Source organism: Pleomorphovibrio marinus, from assembly GCF_003347495.1.
Lineage (GTDB): Bacteria > Bacteroidota > Bacteroidia > Cytophagales > Cyclobacteriaceae > Pleomorphovibrio > Pleomorphovibrio marinus.
Window position 1 is genome coordinate 1,167,806 of sequence record NZ_QCXY01000001.1, and the last position, 23,880, is coordinate 1,191,685.

13 protein-coding genes are annotated in these 23,880 nt (G+C 44.9%); 9 read left to right on the forward strand and 4 right to left on the reverse strand.

Annotation, left to right across the window (positions count from 1 at the left end):
• Positions 1-36 precede the first annotated feature (36 nt).
• Genes DB520_RS04865 through DB520_RS04885 form a run of 5 tightly spaced genes read left to right on the forward strand, consistent with a single transcriptional unit; the run spans position 37 to position 5,904 of the window.
• Positions 37-948: a dihydrodipicolinate synthase family protein gene (locus tag DB520_RS04865; RefSeq protein WP_114748482.1), complete on the forward strand. Its 912-nt coding sequence runs from the start codon at positions 37-39 to the stop codon at positions 946-948.
• On the forward strand, positions 945-2,495 hold the full coding sequence (locus DB520_RS04870; RefSeq protein ID WP_114748483.1) for a sodium:solute symporter: 1,551 nt from the start codon (positions 945-947) through the stop codon (positions 2,493-2,495). The genes DB520_RS04865 and DB520_RS04870 overlap by 4 nt, the downstream gene beginning before the upstream one ends.
• A gap of 33 nt (positions 2,496-2,528) precedes the next feature.
• Positions 2,529-3,674, forward strand: a complete 1,146-nt coding sequence (locus tag DB520_RS04875; protein WP_114748484.1) for an iron-containing alcohol dehydrogenase — start codon at positions 2,529-2,531, stop codon at positions 3,672-3,674.
• A 5-nt stretch (positions 3,675-3,679) separates the two neighbouring features.
• Positions 3,680-4,732 carry a 4-hydroxythreonine-4-phosphate dehydrogenase PdxA gene (gene pdxA, locus DB520_RS04880; RefSeq protein WP_232834843.1) on the forward strand — a complete coding sequence of 351 codons (1,053 nt, stop codon included), beginning with the start codon at positions 3,680-3,682 and terminating at the stop codon, positions 4,730-4,732.
• Positions 4,729-5,904, forward strand: coding sequence for a four-carbon acid sugar kinase family protein (locus DB520_RS04885; RefSeq protein WP_114748485.1), 1,176 nt, complete (start codon positions 4,729-4,731; stop codon positions 5,902-5,904). The genes pdxA and DB520_RS04885 overlap by 4 nt, the downstream gene beginning before the upstream one ends.
• A gap of 570 nt (positions 5,905-6,474) precedes the next feature.
• Here DB520_RS04885 and DB520_RS04895 read toward each other — a convergent pair.
• Positions 6,475-7,527, reverse strand: coding sequence for a GntR family transcriptional regulator (locus DB520_RS04895; RefSeq protein ID WP_114748487.1), 1,053 nt, complete (start codon positions 7,525-7,527; stop codon positions 6,475-6,477).
• A 619-nt stretch (positions 7,528-8,146) separates the two neighbouring features.
• Here DB520_RS04895 and DB520_RS04905 point away from each other — a divergent pair.
• Positions 8,147-10,876: an alpha-d-galacturonidase gene (locus tag DB520_RS04905; RefSeq protein ID WP_114748489.1), complete on the forward strand. Its 2,730-nt coding sequence runs from the start codon at positions 8,147-8,149 to the stop codon at positions 10,874-10,876.
• A gap of 186 nt (positions 10,877-11,062) precedes the next feature.
• On the opposite strand, the gene DB520_RS04910 is transcribed toward DB520_RS04905, so the two are convergent.
• The 3 genes from DB520_RS04910 to DB520_RS04920 form a co-directional block, all read right to left on the reverse strand.
• A complete protein-coding gene (locus DB520_RS04910; RefSeq protein ID WP_114748490.1) occupies positions 11,063-12,745 on the reverse strand; it encodes a RagB/SusD family nutrient uptake outer membrane protein in 1,683 nt (560 codons plus the stop codon).
• A gap of 27 nt (positions 12,746-12,772) precedes the next feature.
• On the reverse strand, positions 12,773-15,796 hold the full coding sequence (locus tag DB520_RS04915) for a SusC/RagA family TonB-linked outer membrane protein (protein ID WP_232834844.1): 3,024 nt from the start codon (positions 15,794-15,796) through the stop codon (positions 12,773-12,775).
• A gap of 291 nt (positions 15,797-16,087) precedes the next feature.
• Positions 16,088-16,996 (reverse strand): helix-turn-helix domain-containing protein, encoded by a 909-nt coding sequence (locus tag DB520_RS04920; RefSeq protein WP_114748800.1) that lies wholly within the window; start codon positions 16,994-16,996, stop codon positions 16,088-16,090.
• A 234-nt stretch (positions 16,997-17,230) separates the two neighbouring features.
• Between DB520_RS04920 and DB520_RS04925 the strand changes: the two genes are divergently transcribed.
• The 3 genes from DB520_RS04925 to DB520_RS04935 all read left to right on the forward strand — a co-directional run bounded on the left by DB520_RS04925 (position 17,231) and on the right by DB520_RS04935 (position 23,816).
• The gene (locus tag DB520_RS04925) at positions 17,231-20,233 is read left to right on the forward strand and encodes a SusC/RagA family TonB-linked outer membrane protein (RefSeq protein WP_114748491.1); all 3,003 of its coding nucleotides are present in this window, start codon (positions 17,231-17,233) and stop codon (positions 20,231-20,233) included.
• Between the two features lie 24 nt (positions 20,234-20,257).
• Entirely contained in the window at positions 20,258-21,757 is a 1,500-nt protein-coding gene (locus DB520_RS04930; RefSeq protein ID WP_114748492.1) for a RagB/SusD family nutrient uptake outer membrane protein, read from the forward strand.
• A 166-nt stretch (positions 21,758-21,923) separates the two neighbouring features.
• Positions 21,924-23,816 (forward strand): right-handed parallel beta-helix repeat-containing protein, encoded by a 1,893-nt coding sequence (locus tag DB520_RS04935; protein ID WP_114748493.1) that lies wholly within the window; start codon positions 21,924-21,926, stop codon positions 23,814-23,816.
• Positions 23,817-23,880 lie beyond the last annotated feature (64 nt).

Consider the following 23,880-nt stretch of genomic DNA (forward strand, 5'->3'; position numbering starts at 1 on the left):
TTGGGTTTGGATAATGCCATAAATATTATTTAAGAGATGACACAAAAAATATTTAAAGGAGTTGTGGTTCCCATGGTTAGTCCCTTCCAAGCTGATGGGGGAATTGACACAGCAGCGGTGGAAAAGTTGATGGATAGGTTTGCCCAACATCAATTGTCTCCCCTTGTATTGGGGACTACTGGTGAGTCGGCCTCATTGGGGGAAGATGAGTCTATAGTCTTATTGAAGGCTGCCATTGCCACAAAATCTCCTAACCAAAAAGTGTATGCTGGTATTGTCAATAATGAAGTGGCCCGGCAGGTGAGCCTAGGAAAACAATACCTGGATCTTGGTGCAGATGCCGTGGTAGCCACCCTTCCTAGCTATTATTGCCTCACTCCAATACAAATGGAAAAGCATTTTGAATTATTGGCAGCATCCATTGGCGGGCCTATGCTAATTTATAATATCAAAGCCACAACACAGATGTCCATACCTATTTCGGTTGTGGAATCCCTAAGCCAGCATCCTGATATTTATGGTATAAAGGACTCAGAAAGGGACATGGAGAGGCTTAGTGAGATGATCCGCTTATTTAAGGATAGGGAAGATTTCTCTTATTTCTGCGGTTGGGGTGCTGCTACTGTAAAGGCCTTGCAATTAGGTGCGGATGGCATAGTCCCAAGTACGGGAAATTTGGTGCCTGAGCATTACGGAGAGATAGTAAAAGCGGCAAAAAAAGGAGATTGGGAACTTTCAAATTTATACCAATCCAAAACAGATGCGGTAGCTAACATTTACCAGTCAGGTATGACCTTGGGTCAATCATTGGCGGCATTAAAACTTATACTCAACAATCAGGAAATTTGTCACCCTTTTATGAAGCCACCACTAACTCCCTTGGATGCTGAATTGGTTACTACTGTTATGGCTAATTGGGAGCATTTTTGCACTGAACTAGCTAAATGAATGGAGAAAGCCTACATATTGTAGATCAATTGATCATCATCCTGTCCGTTGCACTCACTATTTACATAGGGATATATTTTGCCAATAGACAAAAGAACAGCGAAACCTATTTTGCAGGAGGGGGTAGTATCCCCAGTTGGGCCATAGGGATGTCTATCTTTGCCACTTTAATCAGCAGTGTTACCTTTTTGGCCTACCCGAGTGCTGCCTATGCGGACAATTGGATTTTGCTGGTTCAGGGGCTTATGGTGCCTCTTGTCCTGGTATTTGTGATTTGGGTAATTGTGCCCCTATTCAGGAAAGTGATTGGCCTTAGTACCTATGAGTATTTTGAAAAACGTTTTGGGTTTTTGGCCAGGGTGTACAGTTCTTTGGCATTTATTCTTACCCATTTTTCCAAGATGGGTACTGTTTTGTACCTGGTAAGCTTGGCATTGAGTGCGATGATGAACTTACCCATATTTTTGGTCATAGGCACTCTTGGGTTTGTGATCATTGTACTTACCCTTTTGGGTGGTATAGAAGCTGTGATTTGGATGGATGTGATCCAGGGGTTTATGTTAATTGCTGGAGGGCTTTTTTGTCTGGGAATATTGTTTTTTAATCAGGCCCAAGGACCAGTGGAAACAGTTCAAATAGCCTTGGATTGGAAAAAGATTGGCTTTGGCCCATACGACTGGGATTTTGCCCAGCTTACCTTCTTTGTAATGGCCCTGAATGGGGTTTTTTATGCCCTACAAAAATACTGCACCGATCAAACTATTGTGCAACGGTATATTACCGCCCGATCAGACAAAGAGGCAAAATCTGCTGCTTATATGGGGGTATTGCTGAGTGTGCCCGTCTGGACCTTGTTTATGTTGATCGGAACTATGCTCTTTTTATATTATGAGCATTCTGGCAATTTTCTCCCGGAAGGCACCACGGTGGATGCTGTTTTTCCCTTCTTTATTATGACCGAACTACCTATTGGTGTCACAGGTTTGGTAGTGGCTGCCATTGCAGCAGCAGCAATTTCCAGTTTAGACTCCGACATGAACTGCTTAGCAGCGGTAGGGGTAGAGGACTATTATGCCAGGATCAAACCCCAAAGCACCTCCAAAGACCGGTTGTTTGCAGGAAGAGTTTTGGTTCTTATTTCAGGTTTGGCTGCGGTTTTTGTGGCTTGCATGTATGTAGTTTGGCAGGGGGAAGGTGTATTGGGAGCCGTATTTGAGTTATATGCCATTTTTTCTGCCGGAATTGTAGGGATCTTTCTTCTTGGCCTTTTCAGCCGCAGGGCCAATAAACAAGGACTTTACATAGGCCTTTTGGTTTGTATCCTATTTACTGCCTATGCGGTACTTACCTCAACTCCGATTCCATGGAAGGGGAAGGAGATACTGTTGTTGGATCTAGGAAGGTATAACTTTCCCCATCATAAATATATGCTTGGGGTGTATAGCCACCTCATTGTATGGATAGTGGGATATGTTGCAAGCTGGTTTTTTCATTCGCCGAAGACGGATAAGAACCTTACTATCTATGGGTATTACAATCAGAACTAATTAATTTATTAACCCAATTGTGTACATCTATTTATGAATACTATATCGCTAATACAACCCCAGAAACTAAAATTTGGAACCACTGCTTTTAAGGAGTTCTTGGAGGATTTGTCGCATACGACTCATAAGCGGATTTGGGTACTAGGTATAGAACCTTTATCGGAAAACCTGGAAATGATAAGGGAAAAGGTGCAGGAAAAGAACAAGGCCATATCCATCCATACCTTTATGCAGGGAGAACCTACCTTCTCCCATTATCAAAATTTTTTCAAGGATGTTCATGTTTTTCTCCCCGACTTGGTAGTAGGCTTTGGCGGAGGAAGTGTGCTTGACTTGGCTAAAGTACTTGCTGCCATGGTGGGTAGCCCCCAAAAGTTGGAGGAGGTTATCGGTATCAACAAATTGGCAGAAAGAAAAGTCGGGTTATGGTGCCTGCCCACCACCTCTGGAACCGGGAGTGAGGTGTCCCCTAATGCGATATTGCTCGACGAAGATACCTTGGAAAAGAAAGGGATCATAAGTCCATTTCTAGTTCCGGATGCCACTTATGTGGATCCTTCCCTTACCATGTCTCTGCCCGCGGGGTTAACGGCCGAAACGGGTATAGATGCGTTATCCCACTGCATGGAAGCTTATACCAATAAGTATAGCCATCCATTAATTGATGATTATGCGTTACGGGGTATGACCCATATTGGAAATCACCTTTTGCGTGCATATGAGGATGGAAAGGATATAGCAGCAAGGTCCGCACTATCACTGGGGAGCCTGTATGGTGGGTTTTGTTTGGGTCCTGTAAACACAGCTGGGGTTCATGCCCTCAGCTATCCCCTGGGTGGGAAATACCATGTTCCACATGGACTGGCAAATGCGGTTTTACTGCCAGAGGTAATGGCTTTTAACCTGCCTTCCTCTATGGATAAATATGCAAAAGTGGCCTTGGCCATGGGAGTGGAAGAGGGAGACTCCGTATCGGAAACTGCCCGGCGTGGTGTAGAAAAGACCCGGGAACTACTTCAGGCCTGTGGGATACCGGAAAGCCTGAAAGATTTGGGAGTCGCCGAAAACGAAATTCCTGAATTGGCAAATTTGGCCATGAAGGTAACTCGGTTACTTAAAAACAACCCTCGGGAGTTGGGTTATAATGAAGCAGTGGAAATTTACTCACGATTAATTTAACAAACATGGAAAATTACCTACCTATCATAGCCGTGACCATGGGAGATCCCGCAGGGATTGGCCCAGAAATTATCATAAAGACCTTTACCCAATCCCCGGTTTTCAATGAGTGCAAGCCACTGGTAGTTGGAGACGGAAAAACCTTGCAATATGCGGCCAAATGCATGGATGTTCCTGTGGAGATAAACAAGATTAAGGAGGTTTCAGAAGCCAAATTTAAGGTGGGATGTATCGACGTCATCGATTTGGAAAATGTGGACCTCACCATTTTGGAGATGGGGAAAGTTTCGGCCATGTCTGGAAATGCAGCCTTTGAGGCAATAAAAAAAGCTATTTCCCTAGCCCTAGACGGACAAGTAGATGCGACAGTCACTGCACCCATAAATAAAGAGTCCATAAATCTGGCTGGGCATCAATATGCTGGGCATACCGAAATCTATGCGCAATTTACAGGAACCAAGAAATATGCAATGCTTTTAGCGGAGGAAAACTTCAGGGTGATTCATGCCACTACGCACGTGGCCTTAAGGGAAGCCTGTGATTTAATCCGAAAAGAAAGAGTGTTGGATGTCATCCAACTATTGAATGATGCCTGTGTTCAGTTTGGCATCGCAAACCCCAGAATAGGTGTGGCAGGTCTTAATCCCCATGCTGGGGACGGGGGCCTGTTTGGCAATGAGGACGTGAAGGAAGTGTTGCCTGCGGTAAAGGAAGCTCAAGAGTTGGGGATTACTGTAGAAGGGCCCATTCCCCCCGACACCATGTTTGCCAAGGCAGCGCAGGGGTACTTTGATGGTTGCGTGGCCATGTACCACGACCAGGGACATATTCCATTCAAAATGATTGGCTTTAAGTGGAACAACAATACCCAGACCATGGAAAGTGTGAAAGGGGTAAACATAACCCTGGGTTTACCGATTATCAGGACCTCTGTGGACCACGGCACTGCTTTTGAAATTGCCGGTAAAGCGATTGCTTCTCCAGACGCCTTGGAACTTGCCATAAAATATGCCATTCCCATGGCCATTAACAGACGGAAAAAAGAGATTCAAAAATGATAGTTGCCATAGCTGACGATATTACGGGAGCAGCCGAGATTGCTGGGGCTTGCCTTAGGTTAGGGGTTCCGGTTTCTTTTTCCCTGGATATTCACCCAATTGACAAAGGTGTTTTGGTGTTGGCCACTGATACCAGGTCCTTGGGGGTGGAGGAGGCCATAGTTGAAACCCGAAACATTGCTAACCGCCTATTTGAATTGGGGGTGAAGGATGTATTTAAGAAAACAGACTCGGTACTTCGCGGGCATGTTGCCCAGGAGCTGGAAACACTGGCAGGAGTATTTGGAAGGGAGAAGGTGCTGCTGTCCCCTACCAACCCATATACGGATAGAAGGGTTGCAAAGGGGAAATACTATGTAAAGGATGTTCCTTTGGACATGACGGACTTTGGAGATGATCCGGAATTTCCTGCTTTTACCTCTTCGGTAAAGGAATTACTTCGACCTCTGAGTATGAAGGTACATGCCGGAAACGGGATAGAGGCACTAGTTGGCAGTAGGGGAATCACCTTACCAGATGCTTTGGACATGGGGGAGTTGATGGGAATTGCTCAAGAAATTGACGAGGACATATTTCCTGCGGGAAGCGGGGCTTTTTTTGAGGCTTTTTTGAGGGTTAAGTTTAGTCATTTATGTGCCACGGACAAAAAATCCTCCCCTAAACCTTTGGAGGGGAAAGGGATTTTGGTAGCAGGAAGTAACCATTTCCAGACACATGCTTTTATTAAAAATGCCATCAACCATGGCATCAAGGTCAGTGAGATGCCGAGGATGTTGAAAATTCAGGAGATACATGCGAGCAAGATGGCTGAGTGGAAAGAGGATGTGCAGTTCCTGTTGAGGAGTTCCAATAAGCTTATTATCACTCTGGGAAAAATACAGGTTCGCTTTGACAACTGCGCCAATGTACTCAAGGAACGCATGGCCCAGACGGTGGTTGCTGCCATCCAAGAGGAGGGTGTGGATGAACTTATGGTTTCTGGTGGGGCCACTGTATTTGCCATAATCAGTAGGCTAAACTGGAGGGAGTTTATCCCTTTGGAAGAATTGAGCCCGGGAGTAGTAAGGCTGAAGGAGGAAAGCACAGGCTGTTACCTTACCATCAAACCAGGTTCCTACAACTGGCCGGAGGAGATCATCGAGTTTTTTGATATTTCGTGTTATAATGCATGAAAAAGTAGGGAGTGGGCTAAGAAATGGCAATCTGCAAAAAAGTTTTTAATTTCTGAATCTGGTACTTTTTACGTATTTGATTTTGAAAAAGAACAAACAGATTGGATTGTAAATGCTGATTGAAATTCAGTTAATTTGAAAAATGACGACCAAATGCCCATAATCCCAAACGACGGCAGCCTCTTCACCTTCTACCGAGCCAGGAAGAGACAGAAGTTTGCCGAATCATTCGATGGTGGCAAGACCTGGAAGCTGGGCGGCTATTACCTGATGTAGTTCTCCATAAACACAAAGTGCATACTCAAAACACTCCCTTCGGAAAGAGTCCTGCTTGTCGCAAACGACGTTCAGATGAAAGAGGAAAGCGGCAAAAACAGATATTACTATACCGACGAATCCGGCAAACATCAAGAACTTGATCCTCCTAAGACCGCTCGCACACGTATGACTGCCTACTTAAGCGCTGATTGTACGCTTTGAAAAGCACTTCAATGGTATAACGCATTCTCGTCTATTTCAAAAATCATTTGAAATTTGACACATACTTAGTCTTGGCTTTAAGCCGAACTTCTACACCGACCCCCTATCAATAAAATGAAAGACATTTTTAACCAGTTCGCGTTTCCCCTTTTTGATCATAAAGGAAGCGGTCTCTCCCATTGCCCTGAAGTCCGTAGATATTACAGTGATGTCCAACAGGCGTTTTAAGGGGGTGTCATTGTAGGAAATCACGCCTAAATCTTTCCCTAACTCGATTTTGTTTTCTTTTACTTGTTTCATCAAATCTACCAGGTCTTCCTCGTCCACAAAAATATAGGCATCATTCGAGGAAAATTCCATGTTGGGATATATGGTGGGTATTATTTCATGGTTGAAATCTTGTTCCTGGCAAAATTTATTGAACCCTTCTTTGATTTCCTTGGGGTATGGATAAAAGTTATTCTCTGGATAAACCAAGATAAGTTTATCGTATTTTTGCAATTTCTCCAACCCTTCCCTTAAGGCATCGTGAATATCTTGCTTGAAATCTTGGTAGATACCTGCAATTTGATCCCCCAATTCCGGCAAATAATTATCCATGATCACTAGGCGATCCTCCGGAATTTGTTGGATATAGTAGAGGGCTTTGTCTCGGTTATGGGCTTTTTCCGGGGATAACTCCTTGAAGTGGGGCATGACCACGAAGTAATCATAGGCATCCACATTTTCTTGAAGGATATTACCCAATATTTCGGGGTCGCAGTAAAAGAGCTGAAGCTCCACTCTGGATTCTTCCCCAAGACTTTCCACAAAATGATTGTAAATTTTCATTTTGTAGTCGCTAAGCTTATTTAGAAGGAAAAGTACCCTAGGCTTGGACTGCTCCAAACTCTTGGCTACATAATACCCTTTGCCTTTTACGGATAAGATGATTTTTTTCTTTTTGAGTATATTTAGGGCTTTCTCCACGGTATCCCTGGAGAGCAGGTATTCTTCACTAATCTCGCTGATGGATGGGATTTTTTCTCCTACTTTGAGATAACCCTTTTCAATATCATGGATGACAGCATTTACAATTTGCTGATACTTAGGTATTCTGGATTCGCTGTCTATGCGTAATCGGCTACATACATCTGTGACCATAGCTTTCAGGGTTTATAGTTAGATTTGTTGTGCAATCGTTTGTTCTAAGTTAAAAAATTCCTGGACCAATCTAATTTTCAATTGCTGGGATTCCTTCTAAGGGTGAATATTTACCCCATATTTAGATCACTTTAGCAAAGTAATGTTTTAAATATTACATCTTTTCCAATTAATATTTTATTGAGTGTGCAATTACAGGTTCTTGTCCTCATTATATTGGGATTCTCGTATTAACCTTTAATTTTTGACTTTTATTTCTAAAATACACCGATTTACATAATTGGCATACGGTCGAAAATATAAAACCACTTGTTTTGCGCCTTTGAAGGTTATTTTTTTCCATTCTGATGCACCACCCATTTTGGATACAGTAAAGAGCAGGAAGGTAGGAAGCTGTATAGGTTTTATATTAAAGTCCCTATTGTGTACAGGAAAAGGTTTCTTTTCTACGTCCCGTAAACCGAGGGCAGATTTCTCTTCTACAGATATCGAGCCTGCCTGGACGGCAGTCAGGCATGACGGGATCGTCACACAGTGGGATGCCCCCGAATCGGGTTAGGGGCATGCTATCCCGAAATTCGGAATAGGTTATGGCCTTTGAAACGACAATTATAATCATATGCAACATTTAATATGCGCAGTACTTCTTTTTGCCGCTTTATCCTGTGATACTTCCCCCGGCAAAATCAGTATAGAGCTTCCTGAGCAGCCCCCTGCCCGTATGGTATTCGGGGTGGAAAAACTGAAAAAAGAATTGGAGGATTTGGGGTATGAAATTATCCCGGCTTCTGATAATCAAGAAGGCCCCAATATTCTGTTTTCTATAATAGGGGATGACCACGAGAAACCATTCAAAGAACGTGTGGAAGTCAGCCAAGCTGACCCTGATTCATTAAATAAGGAGGGCTTCCAGGTAATTTCCGATAACCAAACCATCTGGGTAAGAGGGAAGGATGCTTCTGGGGCATTGTACGGCGCATTGGCAATAGGGGAACATTTTCAAAGAAATGGCGAGGCAGATTTTTCACTTAACTATGCTGAACATCCCGAAATGGTATTGCGCGGTACAGCTATAGGTCTCCAAAAAACCGAATACCTACCAGGAAGAGGCGTTTACGAATACCCCTATACACCGGAAAATTTTCCTTGGTTTTATGACAAAGAATTGTGGCTGGACTATTTGGATATGCTGGTAGAAAACCGGATGAATACGCTGTATTTATGGAACGGGCACCCTTTTGCCTCATTGGTGAAGCTGGAGGAATACCCCTATGCTTTGGAAGTAGATGAGGAGACTTTTAAAAAAAATGAGGAAATATTCTCTTTTCTTACCGAAGAGGCTGACAAAAGGGGCATATGGGTGATCCAAATGTTTTACAATGTAATAGTTTCTAAACCTTTTGCGGATCACCATGGTATTGCTACCCAAGATAGAAGCAGACCCCTTATGCCCCTCCTGGCGGAATATACCCAAAAGTCCATTGCAGCATTTATAGCCAAGTATCCAAATGTGGGTTTATTGGTGGCGTTGGGGGAAGCCATGCAAGGCGAAGAAAATGATGTAAAATGGTTTACGGAAACCGTAATCCCAGGGGTGAAGGAGGGGCTAGATTCCTTGGGAATAACGGAGGAGCCCCCCATAATCTTACGGGCCCATGACACCAACGGGCCTTTGGTAATGGAGAAATCGCTTCCTATTTACCAGAACCTCTATACCATGCATAAATACAACGGCGAGTCCCTTACCACCTACGAACCCAGAGGGCCATGGGCGAAAATCCATACAGACCTGAGTGAGGCTGCCCCTGTTCATATATCCAATGTGCATATCCTTGCCAACCTGGAGCCTTTTCGCTTTGGATCCCCTGACTTTATCCAGAAAAGTGTAAAAGCCATGCATGAGGTTCACCAGGCAAATGCCCTGCATCTCTACCCCCAAGCCTCCTATTGGGATTGGCCATATACTGCAGATAAAACACCAGAGCGGCTACTGCAATTGGACAGGGATTGGATTTGGTATAAAGCGTGGGCAAGATACGCCTGGAATAAAGATAGGGACAGGTCTTCAGAAATGGACTATTGGACGGAGCAGTTGGCACAGATGTATGGAAACAAACAAGCCGGTGAAAATATATTAAAAGCCTATGAGGAAACTGGAGAAATTGCTCCCAAGCTGCTGAGGCGATTTGGGATTACGGAAGGTAATCGGCAGACCTTGCTGTTGGGGATGTTTGGGAGTCAATTGGTGAACCCGTATAAATGGAGGGTCTATCCCGGGTTTTATGAATCTTGTGGGCCAGAAGGGGAGATATTAATTTCTTATGCGGAGAAAGAATTTAAGGGTGAGCCTCACATTGGAGAAACCCCAACCCAAATTATCGATGAGGTGGTGGAACACGGGTCGAAAGCCTATGAGGCTATAGAGGCTGCATCCGGCGAGGTGAGTCGCAATATTGACGAATTTGAGCGACTTAAAAATGATGTATATGCCTATCGTCATGTGGCGGATTTTTTTGCTGAAAAAGTCAAGGCCGCTTTATGGGTACTGCGGTTTAGTCATTCAGAGGAAGTGGAGGATCTGGAAAAGGCCCTGCCACATCTGAGGGAAAGTGTGGCCCATTATCGTAAATTAGTTGAGGTAACCAAGGATCACTACCTCTATGCCAACAGCATGCAGACAGCACAAAGGAGAATTCCTATAGGAGGGGATGATGGCAAGAACAAAACCTGGGAAGAAATGCTCCCGCATTATGAAAAGGAACTTTCTAATTTCGAGCGTAACCTTCAATTGGTTTTAGAAACAAAGGGGGCGAGATTAAGTAGTATAGACCGGGAGCCTTGGGAACCGGCGGAAGTGGAATGGATTTATCTTGCCGGAAAGGAAACACCCTTGTCAGCAGGAGTGGATTTGTATGGGGAAACCTCTTCCCCAGTGCAGAGGTTGGCTGGGGAATTAGAGGGGCTAAGCGCCATTAAATTGGATAGTGAGACTCAGAGAAAGGAAGGAACTCGCTTGCACTTTAAAAGCGATAAGGCAGTGAAATTGGTGACGGGGTATTTCAGTACCGACGAAAAGGAATACCTTAGTCCACCCGACCTGGAAACCGATGCAGCTGGAAACCTTCAGGGCCAGGCAGAGATTTTGTTGGCAAATGCCATGGAATTGGAGGGGTTGCCCAGGGTAAATATCCACACTTATCATTTTGAAGCAGGTGTACATGAATGGGAGTTGGACCCGGGTAAAATCCTAATTCTGGGCTTTGTTGATGGAGAGGAGGAACTTCAGTCACGGGACGTAGGAATTATCGGGGAAGAACAACGTGAGGCTGTGGATTGGGTGTTTTATTGATAGGCTTATCCCTTTGTATCCATGTTGGCGAATTCCTGGATTTCTTTTGGCTTGGATGGTTCAAATTTAAGAAACCATGTTGTTGAAAGTTCAAGGAGAAACCCAGGGAATGGCAAAGAAAGCCAAAAAAAATAGCCCGCGTCAATTGACGGGGCCATTTTGAAAATTAACATCTAAAATTAAGTGCTAGAAATATCCCTCATTCTGGGTAAACTCATCTGGGTTAGTTATGGCATCCAATTGCTGTTGAGGGATGGGTCTTCTGATGTGGAAGGGTTGGATATTGGGAGCAGCATCAGGGTTGTGGGCCCTTACACGGTCCACCAAAGTTCCGGTTCGTTTAAGGTCGAACCAGCGCAACTGCTCTCCCGCAAACTCCCTTGCCCTTTCATCCAATATGAGGTCTAAAGTCATATCTGCAGCAGTGACCTCCATATCTGATTCGTGTCCTGGGTATGCTGCTCTTCTTCTAATGGCATTGAAATAGTCGGCGGCTAAAGAGGTGTTTCCCAGGTTTAGTTCAGCCTCGGCCACGATCATGTACATTTCTGCTAGACGGATTACAAAGGCGTCCCTTTGCCCCTGCATTTGGGCTACGGTTGGACGGGTGGGTTCGAGGAATTTTCTCAATGAGATGTACCTGTCCCTTACTCTTGGCATCCCGTTGGGATTATAGGTCCTGTTTCTATCGATAATGGTATAGGGTAGGGCATCCTTTTGTTCGTCAGTAAGTGCATATTTTGTAGCAAAAATAGCGGTGTCACCTTCATTGAAGGTAACGGATTTGGTGTCCTCCCCTGAGCTCAACGGTAGGTTATATGTACCGGGATTATTTGCATACCATACTGTCTGAAAAGTGGCATTATACCGGCTGTCGATGGATTCATCAAAAAGGTCCAAAAAGTAAGTGGTGGGCATAAACCTTGCAAATGGCCTTCCATTTTCGATGTCCCTAATCATACCGGGCAATTGGTCATAGGTCATTAAAAAGAACAAATGGCTATTATTTCCTCCATCACGGATTAAAATATCCCCTCCAGGTGCTTCTAGTTCCCTGTTAAAGATCAGGTCAGCGGTAAAGTTCACAATCCACACAGCCTCTTGATTTTGTATATTATTGATGTCCCAGAGTGCTTCATAGGTGGGCTCCAAGGCATAGTTGTAGCTGTCTATTATCCTTTTTGCTAGCTGCGAAGCTTCGGCATAGTTTCCTCTGGTGAGGTGCATTCTTGCTAGGAACGCTTCTGCAGCGGGTTTGATGGCTCTTCCATAGTCACTGGAGCTTTCCTGAAGATTGTCAATGGCAAACTGAAGGTCTTCAAATATCTGCGCATAAAACTGTTCTTCTGGAGTCCTGTTTGCGGTAGTTTGAACCGTGCTCACTTCCTCCAATGAAAGGTGAACCCCACCCCAAGTTTCTACAATATGCCAGAGGTAAAAAGCCCTTAGAAAGCGCACCTCAGCCATCCTCAAGGTTTTCAGCCCTTCCGAAATGGGGGAATTTGGAATTCTTGCGACAGCGGCGTTTGTGGTGTTCAAGGCCGAGTAGAGCCGGGTCCAATAAAAATTAATTTGCCCGTTTTCTCCCGAAAGATCAGCATTATAAAGTGCCACAGGAGGATTTTCCATCCCATTTCCTCTGGTGAAAATGTCGGTGCCTAATTCGGAAAGCGTGATGCCATGTTCCTTTCCATACCAAAACCGCATAGGGGTATAACAAGAATTTACCAATGCCTCAATTCCTTCTGAGGTAACGTAGTACCCATCTGCTGTCAGGCCGGTTTTGTTGTCTTCGGCCAGGAAGTCCTCACAGGAAGCCAAGCTCACTGTCAAAGCTAAGAACAAGATTATTTTAATATTATTTTTCATTTTTTTAACGTTTGGATCAAAGAGGATTTACAGATCGATATTAAGCCCAAATACCATTTGGCGCGTCATCGGGAAGCTTAGGTTTCCACCTCGTTCGGGATCATAGTCCCCCATTCGGCTCCATACAAAGTAATTTTTTGCAGTGGTATAAACCCTAAGTCGGTTGACATGCAAACGCTCGGTGATATGCTGGGGAAGTGTGTACCCCAAAGTCACATCACGGATTTTCAAGAAGGAACCATCCACGTATCTCAGAGAGGAAAAGTACCGGGCATTACCCGGGCTAGTTCCTGCATTGGGTCGGGGATATTCATTGGTGGGGTTTTCCGGTGTCCAATAATCCACTCTTGGGCCATTTTCCCTGGCATCTATCTTATAGGAAGCATGGGCTTCACTTACGATCATATTCCCCTCTCTGGCAAAAAGGAAGAAGGTCAAGTCTGCTCCCCTGTAAGATAGTCGGTTGTTGATACCCAGGCTGAACCTTGGGACATTACTGCCCAATACCACCCTGTCTTCTGGGGTAATGATGCCGTCACCATCCTGGTCTCTTACTCGAATTTCCCCTACTTCCTGTTGGTTTTCTGCCGCAAGGTCCTCTTCCCCCAACTGCCAGATACCGATTTTCTCATAATCAAAAAAGGAATTAATGGGATGCCCTACAAACCAGCCGTTAGCAAGATCCCTGTCCCCTTCAATCAATTCTACGATCTCTTCCTTATTATGGGAAAAAGTGAAATCGGTGGTCCAGGAAAGACCTTGAGGGCGATCTATGTTTACCGTGCTTAGCAAAAGTTCTACCCCTCGGTTCCTGGTCTTGCCCACGTTATCCCATGAGGAGGTAAACCCTGAGGTAGCAGGTATGGCCCTTTCCATTAAAAGGCCGCTGGTGTTTTGTTCGTAAATGTCAAGGGCACCAGTTACTCTGTTGTTGAAGAAGCCAAAATCAATTCCAAAGTTTGTGGAGGCAGTAGTTTCCCACCCCAGGTTTGAGGCGGCAATCAAAGAGGGATAGAATCCAAACGCAGCCACCTCGCTAGATCCTCTGTCCCAGGCATAGGTGCTTTTGCTCAAGCCTCCCAATGTTTGGTAGGGATCCACAGCGGAATTTCCGGAAATACCATAACTCAGCCTGAACTTCATTTCACTTATCGTTTCAATGTCCCTCAAAAAACCTTCTTCTTTTGCAATCCATGAACCTGCAATGGAGGGGAAGAAGCCCCATTTGTTGCCAGGGGCGAGAACAGAAGATCCATCAGCCCTAATCACCCCATTCAAAAGGTAGCGATCTTTAAATTTGTAGTTGAGCCTCGTGAAAAAGGAAGCCAAGGAGTTTTCCCTGAGGCTACTGTTTATTCGAATGCCATCTTGGGTAGCCCCCAGGTTGTGGAAAAGCATGGTGGGGGATAGAATATCCAGCCCCTCTGCAAAGAAATCCTCCCGCCTGAATGCCCATATACTAGATCCCAACAAAACTTGGAAATCGTGGTCTCCAACAGTTTTATGGAAATTGGCAAAATTCTCCCAGGTTGTCCTAGAGGTGCTGAAATTGGTGGCCCTTGCCACAGTCATCCCATCAGGGCCAACATCAATGGTGTTTTGACCAATAAAAGTGCCTCTCCTCGAATTGGTGTTGTCAATCCCGAGTCTGGAGGTAAAGTTTAACCCTTGTATGGGTTGCCATTCAAGGCTTATATTTCCAAAAACCCTTTTATTCATCTCATTGTCCACATAGTTGCCAGGCAGCTCGTCGTTTAGGGGGTTTACAGTTGTGGCATCCCCGAGTGGCATGATTAGCACATTGCCATCCTCATCATAGGCCGGTCCCAGGGGGCTAATTTTATTTGCCCAGTTTAGGGGGTCTCTTCTTCTGTCGTGATCCCTTACAGTGTACATGATGTTGGTGGATAATTTTAGGTTATCAGTCACCTTATAATCCACTACAGCCCTGCCACTGTACCTTTGCAGTTGATCATTTGCGAAAAGCCCTTGCTCATCAAAGTACTCCATAGAAAAGTAGTAGTTGACCCTATCATCGGCACCGGCTACACTTACCTGATGGTTTTGTTGTGATCCGTTTCGCATGATTTCGTTCGCCCAGTAGGTATAAATGCCATTTCTGTAGTTTTCTAATTGCTGGGGCACAAATATATTGGCGTCATCTTGGGGCCCACTCCATTCCCCTACGGTCCTTCTTGACTCCCTTCTAAAGTCCACCCATTCAGGGCCTGACATGATATGGTCATAACTTTCGAGGGATTGTACACTATAGTAACTGTTTACAGATACTTGGGCTTTTCCTTTAGCACCTCTTTTTGTAGTAATTAGAATTACTCCATTAGCGCCCAGTGTCCCATAGATTGCGGTAGCTGCAGCATCTTTTAACACCTCAATAGAAGCGATGTCGTTTGGGTTTACATCCATCGTGGATCCATATATGATCCCGTCAACAAGTATCAGGGGCTGGTTGCTGGCGTTGAGGGAGCGGTTACCTCTAAGGGTAAAATTCAACCCTGCACCGGCGGCACCACTAGACTTGGTCAAATCCAGACCCGGCACTTTTCCCTGCATCACCTCTAGCGCATTGGTTACAGGAATGGCGGTAAGGTCTTCATTTCTTACGGTGGCAATGGATCCGGTCAGATCCGATTTTTTCATGGTTCCATACCCCACTACCACTACTTCTCCAAGGTCTTGTACATTATCCTGGAGTACAATGTCGATTACGGATTGATTGGTAACCTGAACCTCCTGGCTATTATATCCGATAAAAGAAAAAACCAGGGTTCCGGGGGTTTCTATATTAATGGAGTAGTTTCCATCCATATCCGTTGTAGTTCCCGTATTGGTTCCTTTTAGTACTACAGTAGCGCCGGGAATGGCTTCGTTGTCGGTCGAGGATTTGACCGTTCCTGATACTTGCCTTTGCTGGGAAAAGACAAACGATTGCACAGAAAAGAAGAGGCCTATTAATAATAGTAGCCTGATCCAAGTGCGGCAATTGGTAGGAATGCCCATACCTTTTGCTCTCTTTTGTACAGATTGTTTCATAAATATTTGGGGTTAGTAAATTGAAATTACTATAGTAAAATTAAAATAATAGGTTATTTTTATATTAAATTTTTAATTGGAGTAAAAGAAAATAAAATTCTCTTAGGGAACTTTCGCAGAAGTTCCACAGATCATAATAGGGTTTTTATCAAAGAATGTGCAATCGTTTGCATATGTAATTGAATTAAAAATTATTTCAAAATATTTTAACAATTAAATTTAGGGCTAACCACTGATTTACGAAAAAAAGAAATATTAGCCATGAAAATCCGGAAAAAACCGAAAAATATACTAAATGTTTCCATGCTGAAACCTCCCAGGTGTAGCCCCGGTGCGTTGGGAGAAGGTGGTGGTAAAATGCTGAAGAGAAGAAAACCCACAATGGTAAGCTACCTCCGAAAGGTTACAGGAAGGGTCTTCCCGAAGTAGGTCTTTGGCCTTTTCGATTTTTAGGTTGATGATGTAGCTGTTGGGTGGGTAGCCGGTAAGCCTCTTTACCTTTTCGGTAAATTTGGTCTTACCCATACCAAATTTTTCTGCAAGAGTTTCCACCGGCCATTTTTCCGTGAGGTCTTCAAAAACCATTTCCTCCAGCGTCTTAATGAAACTGCCATCTTCATTCATTTTCAGCTGGCGGCTGCTCAGGTGCCTATGCAATTCGATAAGCAAGTTCTCCAATAGATTTACCACTATGATATCATAGCAGGGCCGTTGTGCCAGAAGCTCATGCCTAATCCCATCAAAGTACTTTTGGAACGCCTTGGCTTTGCGGATCACGATTCCTTTTTCATGTGCTATCATTTCTCCCAGACGCATCTGGAAGGTATAGGTCAGGCTGGTCCATAAGCCAAGGTCCAGGGGTTCACTTTGGCTGAATTTTTCCGGCTTTAATATAATCCAGTTGATTTGGCCCATATCCATCTTTCCCGCAGGACTTCCGTTCCAATGCCAAGGGGCAGTGACAGAAAGGTCATCCGGTAGCATTTCCACCGATTTGTCCTCAATTACCCAATCGTATTTTCCACTTTCGATAAAATGTATTTCTATACCATCGTTTAGGTGCGGCCGCATGTTTTCGTCCATCCTCACCTTGGAAAATTTCATGCTGCCAAACTGTTTAAAGAACGGGATTTTCTCTAATGGTCCCTTATTGTCTTCATGCCACCAAATTCCCGATTCTCCGGATTTTAGACTGTTCATAGTTGGTTGGTTTTGGTTTTGGTAAATGGTGGTTTGTTGATCAAATATAGTCAATATGCGCCAATTTAGCCGTCCTAATAATCCAATTTTCCATTTCACACCTTTTACAAAATTGACCAAAGTGCAATTTTAATAATGCACGATATTATAAACACTTAGGTTTGTTCTGCTTATACAGGTATGAGCCATATTTCATTCCTTACTAAATTATTGTAAACCCAAATCCCTAACCAGATGAAAATGTATTTACTGGGCTGTGGTCTTATTTTCTTGCTATCGACCACACTATGCGCCGCATACGGCGAAAATCACTCCAAAAATTCATACGAATCCCTATTATTTGATGAAAGGGATGTCCGTGGGGTAATCCTGGACAATGCAGAAGGGCACACCATGCCTGGAGTAACTGTAATGGTGAAAGGGACCAATATTGGTACCGTTACGGATATCGATGGGACATTCGAATTATCCATTCCCGATGATGCTTCAGCCTTGGTAGTTTCCTTTGTAGGCTATGTAACCCAAGAAGTGGAGGTGGGGGGAAGGTCTAGTTTTGAGATTTTTTTGGACCAGGACCTCCAAAATCTTGATGAAGTCGTAATTGTGGGATATGGTACGGCAAGATCAAGGGATCTGACAGGTGCCATAAACCGCGTGGGGGAAGAGGATTTCAACCAGGGAATAAATGTGTCCCCAGACCAGATGATCCAAGGAAAGGTGGCCGGAGTGGACATTATCAACAACAGTGGGGCCCCAGGAGGTGAGGTCACCTTTAGGATTAGGGGTGCCTCTTCCGTGAGATCAGGCAATCAACCACTATTTGTGGTGGATGGAGTACCCCTGGACGGCAGGAATACGAAGCCATCTGCGACTGCCGGTGAACTTGGTACCACAGAAGGCTCCAACCCCTTGAACTTTCTTAACCCCAACGATATCGAGACCATAGATATTTTGAAAGATGCCTCCGCTACTGCCATTTATGGGTCCAGGGGTGCAAACGGGGTAGTTATTATCACTACTAAGAAGGGCAAATCCGGAGCCCCAACTGTTAATTTTCAAGTTCAATCCGGTGTAAGTACCATGGCCAACCAGCCCTCCATCATGGACGGAGATACCTTTCGTAGTGCATTGGCCCATAGGGAAATGCTGGATTATGATGGAGGTGCTTCTGTGGATGCATTTGATGCCATCACTAGGACAGCATTGACGCAGATCGTAAACTTTTCCGTAACCGGAGGGACTGACAAAAGCAGCTACAGGCTTTCTGCTGGTTATCACGATCAGGAAGGCATCATCCGGGATTCCGGGATCAGGAAGTACACTGCTAGCTACAACGGGAATTTTAAATTCTTGCCGGAAGACAGGCTACAGCTGGACATCAGCCTTATCGCCAATAACAATATTGAGAATGGTGCACCCATAGCTGAGAACTCCAATGTCAATGGGAGCTTGATCGGAAATGCGATAGAATGGAATCCCACCGTGCCTTTTCGTGATGGGCAAGGGAACTTTGTGCAGAGGCTTTATCAGGAAGGAGGTAGGAACGTAGCAGGCTTACCAACTAACCCCATGGCATTGTTAAGTTATTACAATGACGTAAGTAATATTTCAAATATCCTGGCCAGTATAGGGGCATCCTATGATATTACCGACCACTTGAAATACAGGGTAAATATTGGAGTGAATCATGCCAAAGGCAATAGAACTGTGGACACTTCAGGAGATCTCTTCTTGAATACCATCACGGACTTAGGCTTGGGGGTGGTCAACACTAGCCAGCTAAACAGCCATACCCTAACACATACGCTAACCTATGACAGGGAATTTAAAAATTTACGCCTCAATGCCCTGGCAGGATATGAATTGCAAGATTACAGAAGTTACACGAATAATATCACTGCCAGGGGATTCACCATGTTTGATATCCTGGGTACGAATATCCTCCAAAATCCTTCTAGGGATAATATTCAGGTGAACTCCTTTAGGGATCCTACTAACCAAATTCAATCTTATTTCAGTCGGGTAAATGTGAACATATCCGACAAGTACCTGCTTACTGGAACCATGCGTGTGGATGGTTCCACAAAATTTGGTGAAAACAACAAATATGGTTTTTTCCCATCATTTGCGGCGGCTTGGATAATGAGCGATGAGGATTTCCTTTCGGATGTAAATGCCCTGAGTAATCTGAAAATGCGCTTCGGATGGGGTCGTACCGGAAACCAGGAGTTTCCTGCGGGTGCCTCCCAAGACCGGTATGCCTTTGGCCTGCAAAGCCTTTCACTTGCCAATGTGGCCAACCCAGACCTCAGATGGGAAACTACGGAAACCTATAATTTCGGGTTTGATTTTGCCCTGTTTAATTACAAGCTTTCTGGCTCCTTGGAATATTTTGACAAGGCAACTCAGGACCTGCTCTTCCAATTACCAGCCATTCAACCCGCACCCGCAGCACAGTTTTGGACCAATTTGCCTGCGGTAATCCGAAATAACGGGGTCGAGTTGATGTTGAACACCGTAGTAAGGGAAACAGCGGGTTTCACTTGGGAGCTGGGATTCAATGCCACCTACCTGAGAAATCAATTTACCAATTACGATGGGGCCCCTGTACTTACTGGGCAAATTAATGGCAATGGGCTTGGAGGTGGAAGTAATTCCCAAAGGTTAGAAAACGACCAACCCCTATTTGGATTTAAAATGCGCGAGTTTTTTGGCTTTGATGAAAACGGTTCCGCCCAATACTCCGAAGAGGAACGGTTCGTGGGTGACCCGAACCCAAACTTCCTCATGGGGGTGAACTCTTCCATCACTTACCAAAACTTCAACCTGTCCTTTAGCATGAATGGAGCCTTTGGCCACCAAGTGTACAATAATACGGCTAATGCAGTGATTACCGCTGCAAATATGGGATTAGGAAGAAATGCCTCTGAAGAAATAGGGCTAGGAGAAGAAAACCTTGGCAATGCCAATGTTATTTCCACCCGGTTTTTAGAGAATGCCGATTTCCTTCGGTTACAGTATTTGACTATCGGCTATAATTTGGGTGCCATGGGGGTGTTCAACAACATCAGAATGTCCCTGACCGGTCAAAACCTGTTTCTTCTCACCAACTATAGTGGTTTTGACCCAGAGGTCAACACCAACCGCGGTGTAGGAGGTGTGCCTTCCTTTGGGATAGAGTATATTCCCTATCCTCCAGCACGCAATTTCATGGTTGGTATTAATGCTTCCTTTTAGTTACTCACCCAAAATTCCCAAAAAATGAAACGATTAAACATCTTTATAATAGCCCTATCCTTACTTACTGCTATATCTTGTAGTGACCTACACGAGGAACTACATTCTGATCTCCCGGCGGATAAAGCCAGGGAATTCCTACTTAGGAATGTGGATTTTAATTCCTTGATGGAAACGGTTTACAGGCAGTTTGATTCACGATTTATTCAGCATGCAGGTAGTGTATGGCTACTCCAGGAAGTAAGTGCCGATGGTGCTATAGTTCCTAGCAGGCCTTCTGGATGGGATAATGGCGGAGTGTACCGTGAATTGCATACCCATACCTGGATTCCCGAAAACCCCTATCTCCATTCCGTTTGGAATGGTTTGAACCAAGGCGTGTTTCATGCCACAAATTTGCTCAACTTCAATCCCAGCGCGGAGTTGGAGGCAGAGGCCCGCTTTTTAAGGTCTTACTTTATGTTCTATTTATTGGACCTGTACGACAGGGTTCCTTTCAGGGAGCCGGGTGACGATCTGCTGGAACCTTCTACGGTTTTATCGGGACAGGCAGCAATAGATTTCATCATCAATGAAGTGGAGGAAGCTTTGCCACTTCTTGCCAGTTCCGGACCAGCATATAGAGCGAGCCAAAATGCTGCAAGGGGTTTTTTGGCAAGGCTTTATTTAAATAGAGGGGTGTATGGCAGCAGGGAAAGCCCCCAGTTTGATAATGCCGATATGGAGAGGGTAATTCAACATTCCGAAGAAATTGATGGTAAATCCATTGGGTTTTATTGGGACAGTTTTGGCCCTGACAACGAGGTAGCCTCTTCGGAACTTTTGTTTACTATACACGGTAATGCAGGGGTGAGGTCACACTCTTTATGGGTATGGTGGCATGCCATTTTCCCTACAGAAATGATTCTCCCCAATGGTGGGGGCTGGAACGGCTTCGCTTCTACGCCCGAGCTATATGACCTTTTTGAGGATGGCGATATTCGAAAATATTATGAACATCCCATCACTACTCCAAGGGGGTATAACGCAGGCTTTCTCACAGGGCAACAATTCGGCCCCGACGGGCAGCCTTTGCAAGGAGTAGAATTTACCAAAGATATTCCCACAATTGTAGGCGCCACTTTGTGGAATGGTTATAGACCTGTAAAGTACATTCCAGATTATGAACACCCGGGTGCTGCCGGAAATGATGTGGTTCTAATCCGATATGCGGATGTTTTGCTGATGAAGGCGGAGGCCCTCATCCGGTTGGGAAGAAATGGCGAGGCCTTGGAAATTGTCAATGAAATCAGGGAAAGCCGAAATGCCTCCCCCTTTTCTGAAGTGGACTTGGATGTGCTTTTGGAGGAAAGGGCCAGAGAGCTGTACTGGGAAGGCCATAGGCGACAGGACATGGTCAGGCACGGGAATTTCCTGGCTTCCTGGCACCTTAAGGAACCTTCCACTGGCCAATATCTGGTGTACCCCATACCCCCCCAGGACGAGATTGCAAATCCCAACCTGTCTCAAAATCCAGGCTTTTAATAAAGGCACTTTCGCCACCCTTACCAAATAAGAATGTCCTGCCCACCTGAAAGTACAGGAGGGCAGGTTCAAGAATCCTCAGTAATTTATTCCCGAATTTTGGGGAAGAGTTATTTCTTTGTCTTGGAAGTCACAAGTGTTCAAAAATTAATTTTAAAATCCCGATATGCGGACAATCAAACTTATAGTATGTTTTATTTTTGCCTTATTGGCCAATTTCTCTTTGGAGGCAAAAGAGATTTGGGTTACTAAGAATGGGGATGACCTCCAGGAAGGAAACAAGGAAACCCCACTTGCCAGTATTGAAATGGCCCTTAGAAAAGCCAGGGAATGGAGGAGGCTAGACACGCATCCCAGCGAGGAGCCCATATATATTATGGTAGGGGAGGGGATCTATTATTTGGACAAACCTATTTTGGTCAGGCCTGAGGACTCAGGCACTTCTCAAAGCCCCACCATAATAAAAAGTGCAACCAGTAACCATTCGGAGCTTTCAGCAGGTAAGCCAGTAGAAGGCTGGCAAAAAAGCAGGGGAAATCTAGCGGGTTTTCCCAGGGTCAGCAGAGGGAAACTGTGGGAAGCACCCATACCCAAAACGGGAGGAAAACATTTGCAGTTCAGGCAGCTTTGGATAAATGGCGAAAAAGCCAACAGAGCCTCCAACTTGGATGAAGAGTCCTTGTCCAGGATTCTGGATTTGGATAAAGAAGTACAGGAAATGTATATCCCACATCCAAATTTTGAATGGGAGGAAGGGGAAGAATTGGAATTTGTCATCCACCAGTGGTGGGCCATTGCCAACCTGCGTGTAAAATCCATGGAAAGGGAGGGCAACCGGACAAAGTTGACCTTTTATCAGCCGGAAAGCCAGATTGAGTTCGAACATCCTTGGCCTGCCCCTTTCTTGGACAAGGAAGAGGAATACCAGGGGAACTCGGCTTTTTTCTTTGTTGGGGCAAAATCACTCCTCAATAACCCGGGAGAGTGGTATGCAGACTACGCTAGCGGAAAGATATATTACTGGCCAAAGGAGGATCAGGATATGGCAGCCGCTAAAGCGGTAGTTCCATTTTTGGAAAACGTGGTGGACCTGAGAGGCACCAGAGAAAACCCAGTAAACCACGTATATTTTGAGGGTTTGAAGTTTTCCCATGGAACATGGTTAAGGCCCTCCAGAGAAGGACATGTACCACTTCAGGCCGGTTGGTCTATTTTGGAGGCTTATTCTTTACCTGAACCCGGCACCCCTGATAAGGAGTGGCTGGAAAATCAAGCCTGGATAGAAAGGCAACCCGCCGCTTTTGAGGTAAGGTATGCTACTGATCTTAAAATTGAGAGATGCCTATTTACCCATCATGCAGCCACTGGTCTGGACTTAGTTGAAGGAGTATCCAATACCCTCGTGCGGGGCAACGTATTTATGGATATAGGAGGTACAGGCATACAAGCGGGATTTTTTGGAGGGCCTGAATACGAGGCCCATCTCCCCTATGAGCCAAGTGATAGGAGGGAGCTGGTGGGCCATGTAAAGATTTACAACAACCTGATTACAGATGCCACCAATGAGGATTGGGGCTGCGTGGGAATAAGCGTAGGCTTTGCTCATGATGTGGATATAACCCATAACGAAGTAAGGGAAGTCAACTATTCCGGAATCTGTGTGGGTTGGGGATGGACCCGTACGATAAGTGCCGCGAAGAACAACCGAGTACATGCCAATAAAATTCACCGTTTTGCCAAACAGATGTATGATGTAGGTGGCATTTATACCCTATCTGCACAACCCAATATGGAGATCAGCGAAAACAGTATTTTCGATCTTATGGATGCCCCATACGCCCATATGCCGCATCATCACCAGTATATCTATCTGGATGAGGGTTCCTCATACATCAGGATTGAAAATAATTGGACGGAGAAAGACAAGTTCTTTTCCAACAGGCCGGGTCCTGGTGTGCATTGGGAAAACAACGGTCCAGAGGTGGAGATGGAAATAAAGAACAAGGCTGGAATTGAGGATGGATATAAAGACATCTTGGACTACGTACCATCCCCATAAGAAGTATAACCAAATTGAGCAGGAAGCAGGTAACACTCGGAGGCATGGTTAAGATTGCGAGATT